Raw genomic sequence first — 21,984 nt, forward strand, 5'->3', positions numbered from 1 at the left:
ACCCGCGCCGCATCTCGGCAAGAGGCGAGGTGTCGGGCGGTGCGGTCGCGATCGCGTCGTGAATCGCCCCATCGAGGCCGCCCCACGCGTCTTGCGCCGCGAATGTCGGACCCGGCCGCTACTGTGTGCGCGTGGTCACCCCGTGGAGCATCGAGCAGGTTGCGGCCGTCGCCCCCGACGCGGCGTCCGTCACCGCTGCGCGCAAGCTCGCAGCGACGGGCACCTGGCCCGTCACGGGGGTGTGCGAGGAGCCCGCGGTGCTCTTCGGGGAGTGCAAGGGATCTGGTGCGACCCCCTACGTCGCGCTCGTCGACCTGGCCGGGCCCGCATGGAACTGTTCGTGCCCGAGCCGCAAGATCCCGTGCAAGCACGTGCTTGCGCTCCTGCTGCGCTGGAGCAGCGGCTCGGTGCCGGCGGCCCCGGAGCCGTCGGCCGCAGCCACGGCCTGGCTCGGCAAACGCGCGGCACGCGCGGAGAAAGTCGCGGAGCGCGCGGCCACCCCGCCCCGAGCGCCCTCGCAGGCGGCCCTCGAACGTCGGGCCGAGCGCATCGCTGCAGGCCTCGACGAGTTGGGCACGTGGCTCGAGGACCTGGTGACGGCAGGCGTGAGCGTCCCGCAGGGCGACGACGTGGCACGGGCCGCCGCGCGCCTCGTCGACGCGCAGGCCCCCGCGATCGCCGAGCGGGTCCGCCGCCTCCACGTCCGCAGCGATGACCCCTCGTGGCCCGGCAAGCTCCTCGAGTCCTACGGGCTCCTCCAGCTGCTCGTCACCGCGCACCCGCGCGCGAGCGAACTCCCGGGAACGCTCGGTGCCGTCGTCCGGCGGCGCGTGGGGGAGCCGACCCGCACCGAGGTCGTCCTCGCACAGCCACCCCTGCGCGACGTCTGGGACGTCGTCGCGCTCCACACCGATGAGACGAGCCGACCCGTCACCCACCGCACCCACCTGCGCGGGCGAACGCTCGGGCGGTCGTTCGTGCTCGTCGAGACGGGACCGCGCAGCGGCACCAACCCCGTGCCCGGCACGAGCATCGACGCCGATCTCCACCCGCACCCGGCCGCCACCGACCGCGCGCTGCTCGGCACCGTTCACACGCCGGCCGTGCCGCTCGAGCACGCGCCCCACGGCGACCCCGCGCACGAGCTCCCGCTCCTGTGGAGCGCAGCCGTCGCCGCCGACCCGTGGCGGGAACGGCACCCGGTGGTCCTCGCCGACGCGCGCCTGAGGCCCGATGGCGACGGCGGCTGGTTGCTCGACCTCGGCGAGGAGTCCCTCCCGCTCCTCGGACGGTCCGCTGCGCGCGCGTGCGCGGCCGTCGCGGGCGGGCACGCCGTGACGCTCGTCGGCGACTGCACCCCGCGCGGCCTCGAACCGCGCGCGGTCTGGGACGGACGGAGGCTCGTCGCCGCATGACGTCCCTGCCCGACCTCACCGCCGCGGCGCTCAGCGGCACACCCGACGCGCTGCCGCCGCACGCCATCGCCTCCGCGGCGCTCGCTGCGCTGCCGCCCGACGCCTCCCGCGCGACGACCCTGCTCGGCGTTGCGGGTGCCGTCGCCGTCGCGCGCAGCGCCCTCCTGCCGACGCGCCCGACCACGGGAAGCGTCCCCGACCCCGCACCCGTCGACGAGGCGCCGACGCTCAGCCCCGCCGCCGCACTGCGCGCCCGCACCCTGCTCGGCGTGCACGACCACGCGATGCTCCCCGAGTGGCTCGCCCACGCGCGCGCAGCGGGCCGCGTCCTGCCGCCCGAGCTCGTGCCGGCTGCGCTCGACCTCGCGAGGGCGACCTCACGGCGCGACGTCCGGCACGGCCTCGTCGCGGTGCTCGGGGCACGCGGCCGCTGGTTCGCGGCGCTCGACGCGACGACGTGGCACCTCGTCGCCGACGTCCCCCATCAGCCCGACGGCGCCCTCGACCTCGACACGCTCGCCGCGAGTCCCGCGTGGACCGACGGGACCATCGCCACGCGCGGCCGCTGGTTCGAGATGCTCAGGGCAGCCGACCCTGACGCCGCCCGCGAGCTGCTCGCCCGGGACTGGGACTCGCTCGGCGCCGCGCTCCTCGCGCGGTGCACCGAGCTGCTCGCCGACGGTGCCACTCTCGCCGACGAGGCCCTCGCCGAACGCGCAGCAGCCCACGCCTCGAAGCCCGTCGTCGAGGCCGCACACCACGTCCTGGGCCGGCTGCCCGGCGCCGCCCGGAATCGTGCGAACGCAACGTCCGTGAGCGACGTCGTCACGGTGACGCGCGGTCGTCTGCTCGCCAAGGACCGCCTGACGATCAACCAGACCGCGACTCCCGAGCACCTCGCGTCCGCCGTCGCGGCAATGCCCCTCGCTTCCTGGACGGCGTCAGGTCTCGCGCCGGCGGCCCTCGTCCGGCTGGCGGTCGAGGCCGGGGAGCCCGCCGCCCCCGTCCTCGACGGCTGGCGCGCCGCGACGTCCCGCGAGGGGAGCACCGACTGGGCGGACGCCCTGCTCGTCGCCGACGTCGGCGTGCCCCACGCCTGGCTGCTCGCCCACGCGAGCCCCGAGGTCCGGACCGCCACCTGGGACCGCCTCACCCGCGCAGCCCTCGCCGACGGCATGAACATCTGGCCGCTTCGCACCCTCCTCGAGGACCGCACCGTCGTCGTCCCCACCGAAGCCTGCGAGCGCATCCTCGCGCTCGTCATCCCCGCAGCAGCGGAGATCGGACCGCGCCGACTGCGCGAGATCGTCGGACCTCTTGCCCTCCGGGTCGAGGCCACCCCAGCCGTCCGCGACCTTCTCACCGCCGCCGCCGCGCAGATCGACGCGACCGACGACCTCCGCCCCGATCTCGACGCGGTGCTCCACGCGGGCGCCGCCACCGTCCAGGACCGACTCACCCTCGCCGAGGAGCTCACGTGACCACGACCCCCGACCTGCTCCGTCCGCACGCCGAGCAGCAGTTCGCGAGCGAGCTCGCGGCGCTCGCGGCTCAGGACGATCGGCCGCGCCCGCCCGCATGGCACCTCTCGCCGCAGGCGGTCGTCACCTACCTCATGGGCGGCACCCTGCCCGACGGCACCGTGATCTCCCCGAAGTACGTCGGAGCCCGGCGGCTCGTCGAGGTCGCCGTCGCGACGCTCGCGACCGACCGCGCGCTGCTGCTCCTCGGGCTGCCGGGCACCGCCAAGACCTGGGTGGGAGAGCACCTCGCAGCCGCCGTCTCGGGCCGCTCCACGCTGCTCGTGCAAGGGACGTCGGGCACCGCCGAGGACGCAGTGCGCTACGGCTGGAACTACGCCCGGCTCATCGCCGAGGGACCGAGCGAGGCCGCACTCGTGCCCTCGCCCGTCATGACGGCGATGCGTGAGGCCTCGGTTGTCCGCATCGAGGAGCTCACGCGCATCCCCTCGGACGTCCAGGACGCGCTCATCACGATCCTCTCCGAGAAGACGCTGCCCGTCCCTGAGCTCGGCACCGAGGTCCAGGCAGCGCGCGGCTTCAACGTCATCGCGACCGCGAACGACCGAGACCGCGGCGTCAACGAACTGTCCTCCGCGCTCCGCCGCCGCTTCAACACGGTCGTCCTGCCGCTGCCCGCGACGTTCGAGGAGGAGGTCGAGATCGTCACGCGCCGCATCGCACAGCTCGGCACGTCGCTCGACCTGCCGACGCTGCCCGAAGGCCACGAGGAGATCCGCCGCGTCGTCACCGTGTTCCGCGAGCTGCGGTCAGGGCGCACGCTCGACGGACGGACCGCGGTGCGACCGCCGTCCGGCTCGCTGTCGACGGCCGAGGCGATCTCCGTCGTCACCAACGGTGTCGCGCTCGCGACGCACTTCGGCGACGGTGCGATCGGGCCCGACGACATCGCCGCAGGCATCCTCGGTGCCGTCGTCAAGGACCCGGCGGGCGACGCGGCCGTGTGGAGCGAGTACCTCGAGACCGTCGTCCGCGAACGGGAGGGGTGGGGGAGCTTCTACGCCGCGTGCCGCGAGGTCGCGGGATGACGGTGACCGACGTCCCGGCCGGGCCTGTCGTCCCCGCTGAGCCTGACCCGGGCGCGCGCACCGGAGGGCCCGCAGCGCACGACGGCCCGCGCGTCGACGTGCTCGGCGTGCGACACCATGGGCCCGGGTCGGCACGTGCCGTGGCCGCCGCCCTCGACGAGCTCCGCCCGACGGTCGTGCTCCTCGAGGGCCCCGCCGACGCCGACCCGCTCAGCGTCCACGTGCCGGGCCTCGTGCCGCCCGTCGCGCTGCTCGCGACTGTCGACGACGATCCCGCGCAGGCGTCGTTCTGGCCCTTCGCGTCGTTCTCGCCCGAGTGGCAGGCCCTCGCGTGGGCCGCCGCGCACGACGTGCCCGTGCGGTTCATCGACCTTCCGTCCGGCACGGTCGCGGCCCTCACGGTCGCACGACGGGCCGCCGAGGCAGCCCTCAACGTCCCGTCGGACGAGGGCGAGGACGAGGTCGAGGGTGCCGTGCCGGGAGGCGCGGATCCTCGCGCCTCATCCGTTCCGGACGTCGAGCCCGACGTGCCGGGCGAGGAAGCGCCTCACGCCCCGGCCCCCACGTCCGTCCGCGCGGACCCCCTCGGCGCGCTCGCCGCCGCTGCGGGGCACGACGACGCCGAGCGATGGTGGGAGGACGTCGTCGAGCAGCGCTCCGGCAGCCTCGAGACCTTCGCCGCCGTCGCCGAGGCGATGGCCGCCCTCCGCGAGCAGGCCGAGCACGACACCAGGACCCCGGACGGCGACGAGGACGAGGAGCTCCGCGAGGCGTACATGCGCCAGCAGGTGCGCGCCGCGCTGCGCGAGGGCCACGCGCGGATCGCTGTCGTCTGCGGTGCCTGGCACGCACCCGCGCTCATGACGCCGCTGCCGCCCGCCGCGCCCGACGCACGCCTGCTGCGCGGATTGCCGCGCGTGCGCACGACCCTCACGTGGGTGCCGTGGACCACCGCACGCCTTGCGCGCGGCTCCGGCTACGGCGCCGGAGTGAGCGCCCCCGGCTGGTACGCGCACCTCTTCTCCGTGCACGAGGACGTCGTGCCCCGCTGGTTCGTCGGCGTCGGCGCGGCACTGCGGGGCCGAGACCTGCAGGTCTCGAGCGCGCACGTCATCGAGGCCTCGCGCCTCGCCGAGTCGCTCGCCACCGTCCGCGGGCATCGCTCGGTCGCGCTCGACGACGTCATGGACGCGACGCGCGCGGCCCTGTGCGACGGCGACACGGGCCTCACCGAGTGGGTGACGCGCGAACTCGTCGTCGGCACGGGCCTCGGCTCCGTGCCCGACGGCGTCCCCGCACTCCCGCTCGACGTCGACCTGCGTGCGACCGCACGACGCCTGCGCCTCAAGCTCGAGGACGCGCCGCGCAACCTCGACCTCGACCTCCGCACCGACGGCGGCCTCGCACGCTCGCACCTCTTCCACCGCCTCACGCTGCTCGACGTGCCCTGGGCGACGCCGCGGACGAGCACCGTGCGTTCCTCCGGCACGTTCCGTGAGAGCTGGACCCTCCGCTGGCAGCCTGAGCTCTCGGTCGCGCTCGCCGAGGCCGCGCTCCACGGCACGACCGTCGTCGGCGCAGCGAACGCGGCCGTGCGCGCCGCAGCGCGCGACGCTGACCTGCCGCGCCTCACGGCGCTCGTCGAGCAGTCGCTGATCGCCGACCTTCCCGACGTGCTCGACGACCTCCTCGGTCGCGTCGACGAACGCGCCGCCCACGCGGGCGACGTCGAACAGCTTCTCGACGCCGTCACCCCGATCATCCGGGCGCACCGCTACTCCGACGTGCGCGGCACCCCCGTCGCGCGGCTCGCCCACGTCGCCCGGACGATGCTCGTCCGAGCGAGCTCCGGCATCGTCCCCGCGGCGCTCGGCCGCGATGACGACACCGCAGCCGACCTCGCGCGCCGCGTCGCCGAGGCCGACGCCGCCGTCGCGCTGCTCGACCACGACCCCACGACCGACGTGTGGGTGCGCACGCTCCGCACCGTCGCGGCGCACGACCACCTGCCCGGCCACCTCGTCGGACGGACCACGAGGCTCCTGCTCGACGGCGCCCGGATCACGCCCGAGGACGTCGCCGGACGGCTCTCCCGCGTCCTGTCCGTCGGCACCCCCGTGCGCACCCAGGCAGGGTGGATCGAGGGGTTCCTCGCCGGCGGGGGACTTGTCGTCGCGCACGACGCGACGTTGCTCGGCGTGCTCGACGACTGGCTCGCGACGGTTCCGGGCGACGCTCTCACCGACGTCCTACCCGTGCTGCGACGCACCTTCGGTGCCATGCCCGCGGCCGAGCGACGGGCGATCGGCGACGCCGCGGCACGGCTTGCGGCGCGTCGGGGTCGAGGCGGGCCCGCGGCCCCGACCGGCGACGACGGTGGCCTCGCGATCGACGACCCGCGAATCGCCGGACCGCTCGCAACCGCGCTCCTGCTCCTCGGAGGTGGACGATGACCGGCCGCACGGCACCACGCGTCGACGAGTCCGAGCTCGCCCGCCGGTGGCGGCTCGTCCTCGGGGAGGAGGGACGACCGGACGTGACGCTCGGACGTTCCGACGGCCGGGTCGACGGCGCTCTCGCGGCCGTCTACGACACGCGTCCCGAGGCGTCCGGCGGACGTTCCGCGAGCCTCGGGTCGAGCGCGCCCGCCGTGGTCCGCTGGCTCGGTGACATCCGGACCTACTTCCCGACGAGCGTCGTCGAGGTCGTCCAGCGCGACGCCGTCGACCGTCTCGGCCTGCGTCGGCTCCTGCTCGAGCCCGAGCTGCTCACGAGCGTCCAGCCCGACGTCTCGCTCGTCGCGACGCTCGTCTCGCTCAAGGACGCGATGCCGGAGACTACGCGCTCGACGGCGCGGCAGGTCGTCGCCCAGGTCGTCGCCGAGATCGAACGACGGATCAGTGTCGCGACGACGACCGCCGTCTCGGGAGCGCTGCGGCGCGAGCGGACCCACCGGCCACGGCTCGCCGACGTGGACTGGCCCGCGACGATCCGTGTGAACCTGCGCCACTACCTGCCCGAGCTCGGCACGATCGTGCCCGAACGGCTCATCGGGACGGCACGTCGCGGGGGAGCCGTCGCGCGTGACGTCATCCTCGCGGTCGACCAGTCGGGATCGATGGCCTCGTCCGTCGTGTACTCCGCGGTCTTCGGCGCGGTGCTCGCGACGATGCGGTCCGTGCGCACGTCGTTCGTCGTCTTCGACACGGAGGTCGTCGACCTCACCGCTGAGCTCACCGACCCGGTCGACCTGCTCTTCGGCACGCAGCTCGGCGGCGGCACCGACATCGACCGCGCCGTCGCCTACTGCGCCGACCTCGTCGGACGGCCCGAGGACACCGTGATGTTCCTCGTCACCGACCTCTACGAGGGCGGTGACCGCGCCTCGCTCGTGCGCCGCATCGCCGCGCTGCGCGCGTCGGGCGTGCTCGTCATCGTGCTCCCGGCACTGTCCGACGACGGCACGCCCGCGTTCCAGCACGATCTTGCGGCCGAGCTCGCCTCGCTCGGCGTCCCGACGTTCGCCTGCACACCGGACACGTTCCCCGACCTGCTCGCGATGGCGCTCACGGACCGCGATGTGAGCGGGTGGTCGGCAGGGGACGGGGCGACGGGGCGGTAGTGCGGACGCCTGTCGCGTGATCCGCGGCGGGACGTGCTGGCGACGCCGGCGCGCAGGCACGTCAGAGGGAGCAGAGGCGGCTCAGTGTCGGAGGCTCGTCGTACGCTGCGAGCACCGGCTGACAGTGGAGGAATCGTGCCCGAGACCATGACCCGTGACGACGCCCTGGCGGAGCTTGCCGCGCTCGAGGACCCCAAGGTCCGTGAGGTCAACGCACGTCATGGCGACAACCACACGGTCAACCTCACGAAGCTCCGGGCTCTCGCCAAGCGCCTCGGCGCCAACCAGACGCCGCTCGCGCGCGAGCTCTGGGCGACGGGCGACGGTGACGCGCGCCTGCTCGCGCTGCTCGTGCTCAAACCCAAGGACCTCGGCGCCGATGAGCTCGACGCGATGCTCCGCGAGGGCCGCACCCCCAAGCAGCAGGACTGGCTCGTCGGGTACGTCGTCAAGAAGTCCCCGCACGCCGAGGCCCTTCGCGTCCGCTGGAAGGGCGACGCGGACCCGTGGGTCGAGTCAGCGGGTTGGGCGCTCACGAGCGACCTCGTGCCGGCGAAGGCTGACGGGCTCGACCTGCCCGCGCTGCTCGACGAGATCAGCGTCCGCATGAAGGACGCCCCCGAGCGGCTGCAGTGGGCGATGAACTGGTGCCTCGGTACGATCGGCATCCACCACCCTGCGCTGCGCGAGCGTGTCCTCGCGATCGGCGAGCGGCTCGAGGTCCTCAAGGACTACCCGACACCCCGCGGCTGCGTGAGCCCGTACGTGCCCCTGTGGGTCCCCGAGATGGTCGCGCGGCAGGGCTGATCGCCGCCGCTCGATAGCCGATCCGTACGCGGGAGTCGTGCAGATCCGCTATCGAGCGGGCTGGTGCTGTCGACGGATCGACGCGCTGCGCCCATCGGATGGGAGGAATGCGACGATCCGTCAGAGGGGTGGATCAGGACCAGGGTTGACGGTCGACGGTCACCGGGCGGTCCGACGCGACGGCCTCGTCGATCGCGAGCGAGATCGCGTGGTCATGGCACGCCCGCGCGAGCGGGTAGGGCCCTGGGCCGTCGTCGAGCGCGAGGTCAGCCGCGCCGAGCATGAGCGTCGCGATGGCGATCTCCTCGTCCATCCAGCGCTTCCCGACGAACGGGTTGCTCCACAGCACCTCGCCGCCGAGCGACACGTGGTCGGTGTCGTGACCGTCGAGGTCAAGGTCGTGGCCGAGCTGACGGCGCCGCAGCGTCGTTGTCGTCACCTGACGCGGACCTGAGAGCCGCAGGACGTCTTCGTTCGAGATCTCGCCGTGCGTGCCGCGCACGAGGATGCGGCGCGAACGCAGCTGGTTGTGCCACTGGTTGTCGGTGAAGTCGTAGAGGCCGTGGCGGCCGTCGAGCTCGAGCGTCGCGAGGACGGTGCCCGCGTCGTGCACGGAGGGGTCGTCGGTCCAGCCGTCGCGTGAGAGCGGCTGGACGATGCGTCCCGCGAAGCGGTGCGCGCGGACGGTGACGGGGCCGTGGTCGTCGGCGGCTCCGAGCAGCCCGCGGATCATCGACACCGCGTGGTAGCCGTGGGTCGAGGACACGTGGACGGACTGCGGCTCGCCGACGAGGCCACGCTCGACGACGGTGAGCCGTGCGGCGTGCATGGGCAGCGCGAGGTACTGCTCGGCGACGTGGACGCGGCCGCTCGCGCCGACCTCGGCCCACAGCGCGTGGAGGCCGGCGAGGTCGGGCGCGGGCGGGGTCTCCGCAAGGACGACGCCGCCGGCGCGGGCGACCTCCGCGGTCGCGACGGGGGTGACGGGCCACGGCGTCGAGACGATGGTGACCTGCGGGGACGCGCCCGCGAGCAGGTCGTCGACGGACGTGTACGGGCGCGTGCCCCAGGCCTCGGCGGCGCGGGCCGTGCTCTCCGGGCGGCCGCTCGTCACGCCGACGAGCTCGAAGCGCTCGGGCAGGGCGCGGGCAAGGCGGGCGAAGAACTGCGCACGCCAGCCGGAGCCGACGATCGCGAGGCGGACGGGTGCGGGCACGGCGATCTCCTTCGATGCAAGTGTGCCCCGACGCTACGCCTCACCTGGCGGCGCGGGGCGCTGCCCCGCCGTCCGACGTCGCCGACGCACGCAGTGCGGTGCGTACCCCGCCGGGGCTCATCGATAGCCGATCCATACACGGGTGCCGTACGGATCAGCTATCGAGTGCGCACGCCGCTGGGCCTTGGGGTTCGGATAGCCGATCCGTGTACATGAGGTGGCTCGATCGGCTATCGAGACAAGGGGGGTGGGGGCGTGGCGGGGGTGNGCGGGGGGACAGGCGGGGTGGAATCGGTCGACGGAGGGTGGGTGGACGCGGCCCAGGCGTCTCGGTTGGTGACACCTCGTCATCCATGTAGCGGACGACTGGTGAATATGGTTAGGCTCACATCACGTAATTGCGGTGAGGTGAGGCTTACCTGAGATGATGGTCCTCGTCGCAGCGCACGCACCCTGCATGCACCGATCGAGGAGAACCACATGATCCGCGTCCGACCCGCGCTCACCGCGCTCGTCGCCGCCACCGCGCTCGCCCTCACGGCCTGCGCCGCCGACACCGACGCCGACGCGCCCGCCGCCACCGGCGACGCGAAGACCGTCACCGTCGAGGACAACACCGGCTCGAAGACGGTCACGCTCCCGCTCACGTCCGTCGTCGCGACCGACAACCGGACGTTCGAGACCCTCGAGTCGTGGGGCGTCGAGCTCACCGCCGCGGCCCGCACGCTCATGCCGACGACGATCGGCTACAAGACGAACGACTCGATCGTCGACCTCGGCTCCCACGCCGAGCCCGACCTCGAGGCGATCGTCGCCGTCGAGCCGCAGCTCGTCGTCAATGGCCAGCGCTTCACACAGCACGAGGCCGCGATCGCCAAGCTCGCCCCGGGCGCGACGATCCTCAATCTCGATCCGCGCGACGGCCAGCCGCTCGACGCCGAGCTCAAGCGCCAGGTCACCGTCCTCGGCGAGGTCTTCGGCAAGCAGACCGAGGCGAAGAAGCTCGCCGACGACCTCGACGCGGCCGTCGCGCGCGTCAAGGCCGCCTACGACCCGTCGCAGAAGGTCATGGCCGTGACGACGTCGGGCGGCGAGATCGGCTACATCGCCCCCGAGGTCGGCCGCACGCTCGGCCCGCTCTTCGGCCTGCTCGGCCTCACTCCCGCGCTCGAGATCGAGGGTGCGTCCGACGACCACCAGGGCGACGACATTTCCGTCGAGGCCATCGCCCAGTCCAACCCTGACTGGATCCTCGTCATGGATCGCGACGCGGCCATCGCGGCGGACGACCCGGCGTACACGCCCGCCGCGAACGTCCTCGCATCCGCCGAGCCGCTCTCCAAGGTCTCGGCCGTCACGAAGAAGCAGCTCGTCTTCATGCCCACGGACACGTACACGAACGAGGGCATCCAGACGTACACCGAGTTCCTCAACACCCTCGCCGACGCCCTCGAGGCAGCGGCCTGATCCCGCGGTGACGCGCGGCCCCGCGGGGCCGCGCGTCACGAGGAGCACCGATGAGCACGACGACCGCCCGCCCCGCGGGCACGCCCGACGCCGACGCGACCCCCGCGCGCCGGCGTCGCGGTGTGCCGTGGCTCCTCCTCGCGAGCCTCGGCGTCGTCGGCCTGCTCGTCGCCTCGCTCTTCACGGGCCAGTACGACGTCGTCGGCGCCGACGACGGCGCGTGGATGTTCGCCGTGACGCGCGTCCCGCGCACCGTCGCGCTCGTCCTCGCGGGCGCCGCCATGGCCGTCTCCGGACTCGTCATGCAGATGCTCACGCAGAACCGCTTCGTCGAGCCAACGACGACCGGCACGACCGAGTGGGCCGGCCTCGGTCTCCTCGCCGTGACGATCCTTGCGCCGACTGCAAGCATCATGACGCGCATGGGCGTCGCGATCGTCGCGTCGTTCGTCGGCACGATGATCTTCTTCCTCGTCCTGCGCCGCATCACCCTCACGAGCTCGCTCGTCGTGCCCGTCGTCGGCATCATGCTCGGCGCCGTCGTCGGCGCGTTCTCGAGCTATCTCGCGCTCGCGACGAACTCCCTGCAGTACGTCTCCGTGTGGTTCGCAGGGTCGTTCACGTCGGTGTTCCGCGGGCAGTACGAACCGCTGTGGGTCGTGCTCGTCGTCCTCGTCGGGATCGTCGTCGCGGCCGACCGCTTCACCGTCGCGGGCCTCGGTCGGGACGTCGCGACGAACGTCGGCCTCAACCACGACCGTGTCGTCATGCTCGGCGCGGGGCTCGTCGCCGTCGCGACGGGCGTCGTCGCGGTCGTCGTCGGGAACCTGCCGTTCGTCGGGCTCGTCGTCCCCAACGTCGTCGCGCTGCGGCGCGGCGACGACCTGCGCTCCAACCTGCCGTGGGTTGTCCTCCTCGGCGTCGGCCTCGTCGCCGCGTGCGACCTCGTCGGGCGCGTCATCATCGCGCCGTTCGAGGTGCCTGTCTCGCTCGTCCTCGGCGTCGTCGGGTCGCTCGTCTTCATCACGATGCTCGTGCGCGGGAGGCGCCGTGGCTGACACCCTGCTCGCCCCCGTCGAGGCGCCCCCGGCGCCCGACCGCGCGACCGCCCCGCGCCGCTCCGGCCCGTTCACGAGCCGCCGTGCCGCCCGACGCTACGTCCTGCTTGTCGCGGGACTCGTCGTCGTCGCCCTCGGCCTCACCGCCGTCTACCTCCTCGTCGGCAACCCCGGCCGCCCCGGCAGCGCGGGCTACTGGCTCGTCGCGCAGCGACGGGCGACGAGCATCGTCGTCATCGCGGTCGTCGCGTTCTGCCAGGGCCTCGCGACCGTCGCGTTCCAGACAGTCACTGGCAACCGCATCGTCACGCCCGCGATCCTCGGCTTCGAGGCCCTCTACGTCACCGTGCAGACCGCGGGCGTCTACCTGCTCGGCGTCGCGGGCATCACCGCCCTCAGCGGTGTGCCGCAGCTGCTCCTGCAGATCGGCCTCATGGTGACGCTCGCCGTCGCGCTCTTCGGCTGGCTGCTCTCCGGGCGCTTCGGGAACCTCCACGTCATGCTGCTCGTCGGCGTCGTCCTCGGCACGGGCCTGCGGTCCGTGTCGAGCTTCATGCAGCGGCTCCTCACGCCCTCGGAGTTCGACGTCCTCACCGCGCGCATGTTCGGCTCCGTCTCCAATGCCGACCCGTCGTACCTGCCCGTCGTCGTGCCGCTCGCGGCGCTCGCGGGCGGCGCCCTCCTATGGCGCTCGCGCCGCCTCGACGTCCTTGCGCTCGGCGCTCCCGTCGCGGCCGGCCTCGGCGTCGACCACAAGCGTGAGACGCGCGTCGTGCTCACGCTCGTCGCGGTGCTCGTCGCCGTCTCGACCGCGCTCGTCGGACCTATGACGTTCCTCGGCTTCCTCGCGGCGACGATCGCCTACCAGGTCGCGGGCACGTTCTCCCACCGGCACGTCCTGCCGGTCGCAGTCCTCACGGCGTTCGTCTGCCTCGCGGGCGCGTACGTCACGCTCAAGCACGTCTTCTACGCGCAGGGCATGGTGTCGATCGTCGTCGAGCTCGTCGGCGGCACCGTGTTCCTCGTCGTCCTCTTGCGGAAGGGCCGCCTGTGATCACCCTCGCCAACGTCCGCAAGGACTACGCGTCCGACGTGTGCATCGGGCCGCTCGACGTCGAGCTGCCCGCGGGCGGCATCACGGCGCTCGTCGGCCCCAACGGCGCAGGCAAGTCGACGCTTCTCACGATGGTCGGGCGGCTCCTCGGGCTCGACGCCGGCACGGTGACGATCGGCGGGTACGACGTCACGCGCACGCCGTCGAAGCAGCTCGCGAAGGTCGTCTCGGTGCTGCGCCAGGAGAACCACTTCGTCACGCGGCTCACGGTGCGTCAGCTCGTCGGCCTCGGACGCTTCCCGCACTCGAAGGGCCGGCTCACCGCCGACGACGAGCGGCACGTCTCCGACGCGATCGACTTCCTCGGCCTCCACGACCTCGAGAGCCGTCACCTCGACGAGCTCTCGGGCGGGCAGCGGCAGCGCGCGTACGTCGCGATGGTCCTCGCGCAGGACACGCCGTACGTGCTGCTCGACGAGCCGCTCAACAACCTCGACATGCGTCACGCCGTCGGCATGATGCAGCACCTGCGGCGTGCGGCGGACACGCTCGGGCGGACGGTCGTCGTCGTCCTCCACGACGTGAACTTCGCGGCCCGCTACGCGGACCATGTCGTCGCGATGAAGGACGGGCTCGTCGTCGAGCAGGGCAGCCCCGCGGAGATCATGCGGGACGACGTGCTCTCACGGATCTTCGACACCCCGGTGTCGGTCGTCGACGGGCCGCACGGACCGGTGGCCTGCTACTTCTGACGCGCACCCACCCGAAGGGTTCTGCCAGCACGCCGGAGGCCGGCCGGGGACGCCCTCCACAGCGTCGTTCCCGACCGGCCTCCGTCCCCGTGCAGCCTGCGACGTCGGTCGTGACCGGACACTTCCCTGTCCGGAACCGTTCAGCCACGGACCGCCACGACCTCGAGACCGAGGCCCTCTACGGCGCGTGCGACGAGCAGGGCCCGCTCGCCTGGCAGGACTTCCCGTTCGTATGCGCCGCCTACCCGGAGGAGGAGCCGCTGCGCCGTCGCAGCCCTACGATCAGTTCTGGCGGGCGTCCACCCGCCTGGACGAACGAGAGGACGAGCGACGATGCTCCCCTGGACCTCCCGCCCCACCCACCGCGCATGGCTCGACGAACACGTGCGTGACCTCCTCGACTTCGGGCGTGCGCACGTCGTCGCCCCCGGCGGCGGCGCCGCGTACCTCGGCGACGATGGCCTGCCGTGGACCGACCGCGGCGTGCAGACGTGGATCACGTGCCGCACCGTCCACGTGTACGCGCTCGGCGCGATGCTCGGCGTGCCGGGCTCCGCTCCCGTCGCGGCGGGTGCGCTCGCGGGCCTCACGGGCCCGCTGCGCGACACCGAGCACGGCGGCTGGTTCCACGCGCTCGACGCGTCGGGCGTGCCCGACGTCGCGGTGGGCAAGTCCTGCTACGACCACGCGTTCGTGCTGCTCGCGGCATCGACCGCGACGCTCGCGGGTCTGCCGGGCGCACGGGAGCTGCTCGACGAGGCGTGCAACGTCTACGTCGAGCACTTCTGGGACGACGGCGTCGGCCGTCCCGTCGACACGTGGGACGTGACCTTCACGGAGCTCGACACGTACCGCGGCATCAACGCGAGCATGCACTCCGTCGAGGCGCTGCTCGCGGTCGCGGACGCGACGGGCGACGCCGCGTGGCGCGACCGTGCGGCGAGCATCGCGAGCTTCGTCGTCGGTCTCGTGGGCGAGCACGACGGCCGCCTGCCCGAGCACTTCGGGCCCGACTGGGTTGCCGACCTCGAGCTCAACGCCGACCGGCCGGGCGACCAGTTCAAGCCGTACGGAGCGACGATCGGCCACGGCTTCGAGTGGGCGCGGCTCCTCGTCCACGTCGAGGGTGCGCTCGGGCTCGCCGCCCCGGACGACCTCCTGCCCGCCGCCGTCACGCTCTTCGACCGCGCGACCACCGACGGGTGGGACGCCGACGGCGCCGAGGGCTTCGTCTACACGACCGACTGGACGGGGCAGCCCGTCGTCCGCGACCGCATGCACTGGGTCGCCGCCGAGGCCGCCGCTGCGGCCGACACGCTCCACCGTCGCACGGGCGAGGACCGCTACGCCGAGCTCTACGCCCGCTGGTGGGATTACATCGTCACGCACGTCATCGACCACGAGCACGGCTCGTGGCACCACGAGCTCTCGCCGACGCTCGAGCCCGCCGGCACCGTGTGGCCCGGCAAGCCCGACCTCTACCACGCGGTCCAGGCGGCGCTCCTGCCGCGGCTCCCGCTCGGGCCGTCGATCGCTCGCGCCGTCGCGGACGGGCAGGTGGCGTCATGACGCGCTTCCTCGTCGTGGGCGAGGCCCTTGTCGACGTCGTCCCCGGGCCCGACGGGCCGCGCGACCTGCCAGGCGGCTCGCTCGCGAACGTCGCCCTCACGCTCGGCCGGCTCGGCCGGGACGTCACGCTCGTCACCGCGCTCGCCGACGACGACCGCGGCCGGCTCGTCCACCGCTGGCTCGAGGAGTCCGGCGTCGACGTCGCCGCGCACGAGCCGTCGACCGGGCGCACGTCGTCGGCCGCCGTGACGCTCGATGCCGTAGGCGTCGCCTCCTACGAGTTTGACCTCGCGTGGGAGCTCGGGAACGTCGCTGTCGCGGACGCCGACGTTCTCCACGTCGGGTCGATCGCCCTGTTCCTCGAGCCCGGCGGGACGTCCGTCCGCGACGCGGTGCGACGCGCCCGAGGCCGCGCCGTCGTCGGCGTCGACCCGAACATCCGGCCCGCGCTCGTCTCCGACGCCGACGCCGTGCGGGAGCGCGTCGAGGAGATCGTCGCTCTCGCCGACGTCGTCAAGGTGTCCGACGAGGACCTCGCCTGGTTCGCACCCGGCGTCGACCCCCTCGACGTCGCACGCCGCTGGTCCGCGTGGGGCGCGGGGCTCGTCGTCGTCACGCGCGGTGGGGAGGGGGCGAGCGTGCTCCGGCACGACGGCACCCTCCTCGAGGTGCCCGGGCGAGCCGTCGACGTCGTCGACACCGTCGGCGCGGGCGACACCTTCATGGGGGCGCTGCTCGACGCGCTCGCGACGCGTGGCGTCGCCGGCGCGGGCGGTGCCGCGCTCCTGCGGGAGCTGTCCGACGACGACGTGCTCGCTGCGGCGCGCGCCGCAGCCGTCGCGGCCTCTGTCACCGTGTCCCGTGCGGGCGCCAACCCGCCGATGCGCGCCGAGCTCGACGCGCTGCTTCAGTAGCCGACCGTGAAGCGCTCGCGGCGGTGCGTCGGTCGCTCGATCTCGTCGAGGAACGCGATCGCGTAGTCGGCGCCGGAGATCGTCGACGTGCCGTCCTCCGCGACGAGCAGCACGTCGTCGCCCGTGCGGAACGAGCCCGTGCGCTCGCCAGGTGCGAACGCGCCGAAGCCTGCCGCCGGGCTCACCATGAACCAGTCGAGGCGCGCGTCCGTCGCACGCAGGTCGGCGAGGATCGCCGCCATCGTCATGGCCTCGGCGTGGAACGCCGGCGGGAAGTCGGGGCCGTCGGCCACGAGCGGTCCGCCCTCGCTCGCGAGGAGCGAGCCTGCCCCGCCGACGAAGCCCACGCGCGCGCCTGCGTCCGCGGCCTCCGCGGCGACGGCGCGCGCGATGTCCCTGAGTCGACCCTCGAGCGGGCCGCGCAGAGCAAGAGCATGGACGACGACGTCGGCCCCGACCGCGACGTGCGCGACGACGTCGGGGTCGAGCAGGTCGCCCGTGCGGTACGTGACGCCCTCGACCTGCTCGGCGGGGAGCGTGCGGCTCAGCGACGTCACCTCGTGGCCGCGCGCGACGGCCTCGCGGACGATGTGGCCGCCGGCGTAACCGGTTCCGCCGAGCACGGTGATGCGGGTCATGGGTCCTCCCGGAGTCTGGATGCCGCGCCCATCGCGGCGTACACTCACCGTAAGAGAGGGACTCTCTGCTGGGAAGTACGCACTTCAAGGTGCGTGGGAGGACGTGACGACCATGTCGGTGTGGGACCCCTACGAGCACGGCTGCCCGTCACGCCTGCTCCTCGACCGCATCGGCGACCGCTGGACCGTGCTCCTCGTCGGCGCGCTCGCGGACGGATCGCGACGCTTCAGCGAGCTCGCACGTTCCGTCGACGGCATCTCCCAGAAGATGCTCACCCAGACCCTCCGCTCCCTCGAACGTGACGGGCTCGTCGACCGCACCGTCCACCCGACCGTCCCGCCGCGCGTCGACTACGAGCTCACCGAGCTCGGCCGCTCGCTCACGGAGCCGCTCGCCGCGCTCTCCCGCTGGGCCGTCACCCACATGGACGCCGTCGTCGACGCGCGCGACCTCTACGACGCGGGGCTCCCGGCGGGCGTTGCGCCTGCTGTGCCCGTCGACGTCGGGCCTGCCGTCGAGCGGAGCGCGCCGTGACGCCCGACGTCCGCGAGCTCGCGGACTTCTTCGACGCCGAAGCGCGCGGCTGGGGCCGCCCCGCACCCGTGGCGCCCGGACCGCGCGCGAAGGAGCGCGAGGTGCGCGCGCACCTCGCCGCGCTCCTCACGCTGCGCCCGCCCCGACCCCTGCCCGGGCACGTCGCCGACGCGCTCGACACGCTGCTCGCGCGCGAGGCCGCAGCCCGCCCCGTCACGGACGCGGCGACGCTCCCGCGGCTCGCCGACGACGGGCCGCTCGCGTCGGTGAGCCTCTGGCAGGGTGACCTCACGACGCTGCGCGTCGACGCCGTCGTCAACGCCGCGAACTCCGCGATGCTCGGCTGCTTCACGCCCGAGCACGCGTGCGTCGACAACGCGATCCACGCCGCGGCTGGCCCGGGCCTGAGGGCCGAGTGCGCCGACCTCGTCGGGGCCCAAGGGCACCCCGAGCCGACGGGCTCCGTGCAGGTGACGAGCGCCTACCTCCTGCCGGCGCGGCACGTGCTCCACACCGTCGGCCCCGTCGTCCACGAGGGCGGGCCGACGGCGACGGACGCCGCGCTGCTGCGGTCCTGCTACCTCGCGTGCCTCGAGGCCGCGCGTCGCGCAGGTGACGCGTCGGTCGCGTTCCCGGCGATCTCCGCAGGCGCGTTCGGCTACCCGCCGTACGAGGCCGCGACGGTCGCGGTCGCCTCGGTGCTCGAGTGGGTGACGGCGCACCCGGACGCGGGGATGCACGTCGTGCTCGTCGCCTACTCGGCGGCTTCCCGCGAGACCTACGAGGACGTCCTCGCGGCGCGAGCGTCGTAGGGGGCCGGCCCGGCTACCCGGAAGCTTGTGCCCTACCCGCAAGTCCAAACTTGCGGGTAGGGCACAAACCCGCTGGTGGCTAGCCCGGCGGTCATTCCCGAGCGCGACCGCGGACCGGTATTCACTCAGGGTATACACCCGGTGTACTGTTCTGCTCATGACGGTTCCCATGGCCCTTCTCGCCTTCCTCGAGGGCGGCCCCACGCACGGCTTCGCCCTCAAGCGCCGCTACGACGAGCTGCTCGGCCAGGGCCGCGAGCTCAAGTACGGCCAGGTGTACTCGACGCTCGCGCGCCTCGAGCGCGACGGCCTCGCGGGCGGCGTCGGCATCGAGGCGGGGGAGGGCGCCGACCGCAAGGTCTACGCCATCACGCCCGACGGCGCCGGCGAGCTCGACGCATGGCTCTCCACGCCGCACCTCCCGTCGGGCCGCCCGTCCGAGCTCTTCACCAAGGTCGTCCTCGCACTCGTCGCCGGCCGGTCCGCGACCGACGTCCTCGACGGCCAGCGCGCCGCCTACCTCGCCCGCATGCGCGAGCTCACCGCCGCCCGACGCGCAGGCGACCTCGTCGACCGGCTCGCGGGCGACTACGAGATCGCGCACCTCGACGCCGACCTCCGCTGGATCGAGCTCGCCGGAGCCCGCCTCGACCAGCTCGCCGCGGAGGTCCGCGGCGGCAGCCACCCCCTGGCGCCCCTCACCGAGGAGACCCGATGACCACCCCCGTCCTCACCGGCACGCACCTCGCCAAGTCGTTCGGCCCGACGACCGCGCTCCTCGACGCGAGCGTGTCCGTCGCGCCGGGCGAGATCGTCGCGCTCATGGGCCCGTCGGGCTCGGGGAAGTCGACGCTCCTCCACCTGCTCGCGGGTCTGCTCCGCCCGGACGCGGGGACCGTCGAGCTCGCAGGGCAGCGCATCGACGCGCTGAGCGAGCGACGCCGCTCCGACGTGCGACTGCGCCAGCTCGGCTTCGTCTTCCAACACGGCGAGCTCGTCCCCGAGCTCACCGTCGTCGAGAACGTCGAGCTGCCCCTGCGCCTCACGGGCACGAAGGCCGGCCCAGCGCGGGCCCGGGCGCTCGAGATGCTCGATCGCCTCGACGTCGCCGCTGAGGCCGACCGTCGCCTCTCGGAGGTGTCGGGCGGGCAGGCGCAGCGCGCCGCGGTCGCCCGCGCGCTCGTCCACACGCCGCCTGTCGTCCTCGCCGACGAGCCCACGGGCGCCCTCGACACCGTGACGGGCGAGCTCGTCCTCGAGGCGTTCGTCGACGCTGCCCGCGACCAGGGCAGCGCCGTCGTCCTCGTCACGCACGACCTCCGCGTCGCGTCGTACGCCTCCCGGGACATCCTCGTGCGCGACGGCCGGACCGTCGCGGGCGCCTCTCTCGAGGCCACGCCGCGGTGAGCGCGCTCCTCGCTCTCTCGTGGCGGCTGGCCCGCGCGGGCGGCCTCGTCGTCGCGTGCGCAGGCGTCCTCGCCGTCGCCGTCGCGTCGGCGCGCGTCCGGCTCACGCCTGAGCTGCTGAGGGCCGAGTGATGACGACGCTGCTCCCGCTCGCCTGGCGCCTCGCGCGCGCCGGCGGCACGTACCGGCTCGCCGCGCAGGTCGGCGTCAACGTCCTCGGCGGGCTCGTCCTCACGCTCGCGTTCGCCGTGCCACGCGCGGCGCTCCCGCCGGGGTCGACGTCCGCGTCGTGGCTCGCGCTCGCCATCACCCTCGCCGTCGGGCTCATGCCCCTCGTCATCCTCCTCGTCACCGTCGGGCGCCTGTCCGCCGCGACGCGCGACCGCCGCCTCGCATCGCTGCGCGTGCTCGGCCTCGGACCGTCACGCACGCGCGCGGTCGGCGCGACCGAGGCCGCGCTGCTCGCCGGGGCCGGGGCGCTCGTCGGCGCCGCGCTCGCGGCCGCTCTCGCCCCGCTCGTCGACGGCCTCGTGCCCGACGCCCTGCTCGTCGCCCCGCTGCGCGTCACCGTCGTCGGAGCGCTCGCGGCCATCGGCGTGCCCGTCGTCGTCGCCGGGCTCGCCTCGACCGCCGGGACGCGGCGGCTCACCGGCAACCCGCTCGCGCAGCGCGCGACGAGCACCCGGCGCGTGCCGCTGCCGTGGGCGCTCGCCCCGCTCGGCGCGGGACTGCTGCTCACCGCCTGGGTCGCGCTCGGCATGCCCGGCACCGTGAAGACGCTCGACGACGGCTCGATCGTCGGTGGCGTCGTGCGGCTCGCTGACGTCGAACGCTTCTCGGTGCCCGTCGGCCTTGCCGTCGGGGCGTGCGTCCTCCTGCTCACCGTCGCCGCCGCGTACGTGCCGGCGCTCCTCACCGCGTGGAGCGCGGCACTGCTCGTCCGCAGCCGCCGCACCGCCGCGGTGCTCGCGGGCCGCGGCGTGCAGACCGAGCCGACGTCCGTGTCCCGCATCGTCGCGAGCGTTGGGGTCGTCGTCATGCTCGCGACGTGCGGCGCCGGCTACCTCGGCACCCTCAGCAGCGACCCGACGTTCCGTCTCGAGAAGCGTGCGGTCGAGGGTGGGGCGGTCGGGGTGCACGTCACGGGCGAGGTCGTCGATCACGGCGAGGAGAACATCCCCAACGACGTCGTCGCGCCGCCCCTCAGCGTGCGTGAGCGTGACGTCACCGCCGCGGATCTCGAGGCACTCCGTGCGCTGCCGGGCGTCGTCGCCGTCGCGCCGATGTACTCGCGGACGGTCGCGGACGGGGACGGGAAGAAGGGCGCTGGCATCCCGTTCGTCGGGACGTGCGCCGAGCTCGGCAGGGTGGTCAGCGTCGAGGGCTGCCGCGACGACGTCGCCGCGACGATCGTCGGGCAGGGAACCGACGACGTCGTCACGGGACCGATCCGGCTCGTCACAGTCGTCGACGCCTGGCGGGTCGTCGAGGTTCCCGTGACCCTCGCTGAGGCGCCCCTGCGCGTCGACGCCCTCGCGACGGCCGCGCTGTGGGGCGGGGTCACCTACGGCAACGGGTGGGACCTGGCCCCCTTCAGCGTTTTCGTGCCGACCACCGCGCTGGGCCCCGATACCGCCCCGACGGGGGCGGCGACCGTCTACGTCGAGGGCGGCCCCGAAGCCTGGGAGGCCCTCGCCGACGACGCGGCCGCGCTCGGCCTCGTCACGTCGCCGGTCGAACGCTCGACCTACGACAGCGTCCGGCTGCAGCAGACGCTGCTGCTCGCGGCCGCCACATGGTTCGTCGGCATCGCCGCGCTCGGCATCGCGCTCGCGGCGATTGACCGGCAGCGTGAGCGTCGACGTACGGTCGGCCGGCTCGTCGCGGTCGGGGTGCCGGCGCGCACCCTCGTGGGGGCGCAGGCCTGGCAAGTGCTCCTGCCGCTCGCGACCGCGGTCGTCGTCGCCGTCGGGGTCGGGCTCACGCTCGTCGGGGCGGTCGCGTGGTCGCACAGGACGGCGGCCGCCGTGCTGAGCGGCGGGATGCCGCTCCTGCTCGCGGTCGTCGGGATCGTCGTCGTGCTCGTTGCGGTGCTCACGCTGCCCGCGGCGACGACGCGCCTCACCCCGGAGCTGCTCCGCGAGGAGTGA

General features: G+C 73.9%; 20 protein-coding genes. 18 read left to right on the forward strand and 2 right to left on the reverse strand.

Features of this window, described 5'->3' with window-relative positions; genetic code table 11:
• The first annotated feature begins 131 nt into the window (after window positions 1–131).
• From C1729_RS10010 to C1729_RS10035, 6 genes are all read left to right on the forward strand, one after another.
• Window positions 132–1,415, forward strand: a complete 1,284-nt coding sequence (locus C1729_RS10010; protein ID WP_165375478.1) for an SWIM zinc finger family protein — start codon at window positions 132–134, stop codon at window positions 1,413–1,415.
• Window positions 1,412–2,896 (forward strand): DUF5691 domain-containing protein, encoded by a 1,485-nt coding sequence (locus C1729_RS10015; protein ID WP_102509812.1) that lies wholly within the window; start codon window positions 1,412–1,414, stop codon window positions 2,894–2,896. Before C1729_RS10010 ends, C1729_RS10015 begins: the two co-directional genes overlap by 4 nt.
• Window positions 2,893–3,984, forward strand: a complete 1,092-nt coding sequence (locus C1729_RS10020) for an ATP-binding protein (protein ID WP_102509813.1) — start codon at window positions 2,893–2,895, stop codon at window positions 3,982–3,984. The genes C1729_RS10015 and C1729_RS10020 overlap by 4 nt, the downstream gene beginning before the upstream one ends.
• Complete coding sequence (locus C1729_RS10025) at window positions 3,981–6,437, forward strand: DUF5682 family protein (protein ID WP_207204601.1); 2,457 nt, start codon at window positions 3,981–3,983, stop codon at window positions 6,435–6,437. The genes C1729_RS10020 and C1729_RS10025 overlap by 4 nt, the downstream gene beginning before the upstream one ends.
• Complete coding sequence (locus C1729_RS10030) at window positions 6,434–7,606, forward strand: VWA domain-containing protein (protein WP_102509814.1); 1,173 nt, start codon at window positions 6,434–6,436, stop codon at window positions 7,604–7,606. Before C1729_RS10025 ends, C1729_RS10030 begins: the two co-directional genes overlap by 4 nt.
• Before the next feature lie 147 nt (window positions 7,607–7,753).
• Window positions 7,754–8,413 carry a DNA alkylation repair protein gene (locus C1729_RS10035; protein ID WP_102510635.1) on the forward strand — a complete coding sequence of 220 codons (660 nt, stop codon included), beginning with the start codon at window positions 7,754–7,756 and terminating at the stop codon, window positions 8,411–8,413.
• Between the two features lie 133 nt (window positions 8,414–8,546).
• Here the strand turns inward: C1729_RS10035 and C1729_RS10040 are convergent, their stop codons facing one another.
• Window positions 8,547–9,629, reverse strand: a complete 1,083-nt coding sequence (locus tag C1729_RS10040; protein ID WP_242493788.1) for a Gfo/Idh/MocA family protein — start codon at window positions 9,627–9,629, stop codon at window positions 8,547–8,549.
• A 480-nt stretch (window positions 9,630–10,109) separates the two neighbouring features.
• Between C1729_RS10040 and C1729_RS10045 the strand changes: the two genes are divergently transcribed.
• The 6 genes from C1729_RS10045 to C1729_RS10070 all read left to right on the forward strand — a co-directional run bounded on the left by C1729_RS10045 (window position 10,110) and on the right by C1729_RS10070 (window position 16,443).
• Window positions 10,110–11,096, forward strand: coding sequence for a siderophore ABC transporter substrate-binding protein (locus C1729_RS10045; protein WP_102509816.1), 987 nt, complete (start codon window positions 10,110–10,112; stop codon window positions 11,094–11,096).
• A 50-nt stretch (window positions 11,097–11,146) separates the two neighbouring features.
• On the forward strand, window positions 11,147–12,154 hold the full coding sequence (locus tag C1729_RS10050; protein WP_102509817.1) for an ABC transporter permease: 1,008 nt from the start codon (window positions 11,147–11,149) through the stop codon (window positions 12,152–12,154).
• Window positions 12,147–13,208, forward strand: a complete 1,062-nt coding sequence (locus C1729_RS10055) for an iron chelate uptake ABC transporter family permease subunit (protein WP_102509818.1) — start codon at window positions 12,147–12,149, stop codon at window positions 13,206–13,208. The genes C1729_RS10050 and C1729_RS10055 overlap by 8 nt, the downstream gene beginning before the upstream one ends.
• The gene (locus C1729_RS10060) at window positions 13,205–13,960 is read left to right on the forward strand and encodes an iron ABC transporter ATP-binding protein (RefSeq protein WP_102509819.1); all 756 of its coding nucleotides are present in this window, start codon (window positions 13,205–13,207) and stop codon (window positions 13,958–13,960) included. Before C1729_RS10055 ends, C1729_RS10060 begins: the two co-directional genes overlap by 4 nt.
• 333 nt (window positions 13,961–14,293) lie before the next feature.
• Window positions 14,294–15,529 (forward strand): AGE family epimerase/isomerase, encoded by a 1,236-nt coding sequence (locus C1729_RS10065; protein WP_102509820.1) that lies wholly within the window; start codon window positions 14,294–14,296, stop codon window positions 15,527–15,529.
• On the forward strand, window positions 15,526–16,443 hold the full coding sequence (locus tag C1729_RS10070; protein WP_102509821.1) for a carbohydrate kinase family protein: 918 nt from the start codon (window positions 15,526–15,528) through the stop codon (window positions 16,441–16,443). Before C1729_RS10065 ends, C1729_RS10070 begins: the two co-directional genes overlap by 4 nt.
• Here C1729_RS10070 and C1729_RS10075 read toward each other — a convergent pair.
• The gene (locus C1729_RS10075; RefSeq protein WP_102509822.1) at window positions 16,437–17,081 is read right to left on the reverse strand and encodes an NAD(P)-dependent oxidoreductase; all 645 of its coding nucleotides are present in this window, start codon (window positions 17,079–17,081) and stop codon (window positions 16,437–16,439) included. The genes C1729_RS10070 and C1729_RS10075 overlap by 7 nt on opposite strands.
• Window positions 17,082–17,193: 112 nt before the next feature.
• Between C1729_RS10075 and C1729_RS10080 the strand changes: the two genes are divergently transcribed.
• The 6 genes from C1729_RS10080 (at window position 17,194) to C1729_RS10100 (ending at window position 21,984) form a co-directional block, all read left to right on the forward strand.
• Window positions 17,194–17,616: a winged helix-turn-helix transcriptional regulator gene (locus C1729_RS10080; protein ID WP_102509823.1), complete on the forward strand. Its 423-nt coding sequence runs from the start codon at window positions 17,194–17,196 to the stop codon at window positions 17,614–17,616.
• The gene (locus tag C1729_RS10085; RefSeq protein WP_102509824.1) at window positions 17,613–18,428 is read left to right on the forward strand and encodes a macro domain-containing protein; all 816 of its coding nucleotides are present in this window, start codon (window positions 17,613–17,615) and stop codon (window positions 18,426–18,428) included. Before C1729_RS10080 ends, C1729_RS10085 begins: the two co-directional genes overlap by 4 nt.
• A gap of 157 nt (window positions 18,429–18,585) precedes the next feature.
• The gene (locus C1729_RS10090; RefSeq protein WP_102509825.1) at window positions 18,586–19,146 is read left to right on the forward strand and encodes a PadR family transcriptional regulator; all 561 of its coding nucleotides are present in this window, start codon (window positions 18,586–18,588) and stop codon (window positions 19,144–19,146) included.
• The gene (locus tag C1729_RS10095) at window positions 19,143–19,835 is read left to right on the forward strand and encodes an ABC transporter ATP-binding protein (RefSeq protein ID WP_102509826.1); all 693 of its coding nucleotides are present in this window, start codon (window positions 19,143–19,145) and stop codon (window positions 19,833–19,835) included. The genes C1729_RS10090 and C1729_RS10095 overlap by 4 nt, the downstream gene beginning before the upstream one ends.
• Window positions 19,832–19,966 (forward strand): hypothetical protein, encoded by a 135-nt coding sequence (locus C1729_RS15215; protein WP_277985813.1) that lies wholly within the window; start codon window positions 19,832–19,834, stop codon window positions 19,964–19,966. Before C1729_RS10095 ends, C1729_RS15215 begins: the two co-directional genes overlap by 4 nt.
• Window positions 19,966–21,984, forward strand: coding sequence for an FtsX-like permease family protein (locus C1729_RS10100; protein ID WP_129590725.1), 2,019 nt, complete (start codon window positions 19,966–19,968; stop codon window positions 21,982–21,984). The genes C1729_RS15215 and C1729_RS10100 overlap by 1 nt, the downstream gene beginning before the upstream one ends.

Origin of the sequence: Sanguibacter massiliensis (assembly GCF_900240335.1) — a bacterium.
Taxonomy (GTDB): Bacteria; Actinomycetota; Actinomycetes; order Actinomycetales; family Cellulomonadaceae; genus Flavimobilis; species Flavimobilis massiliensis.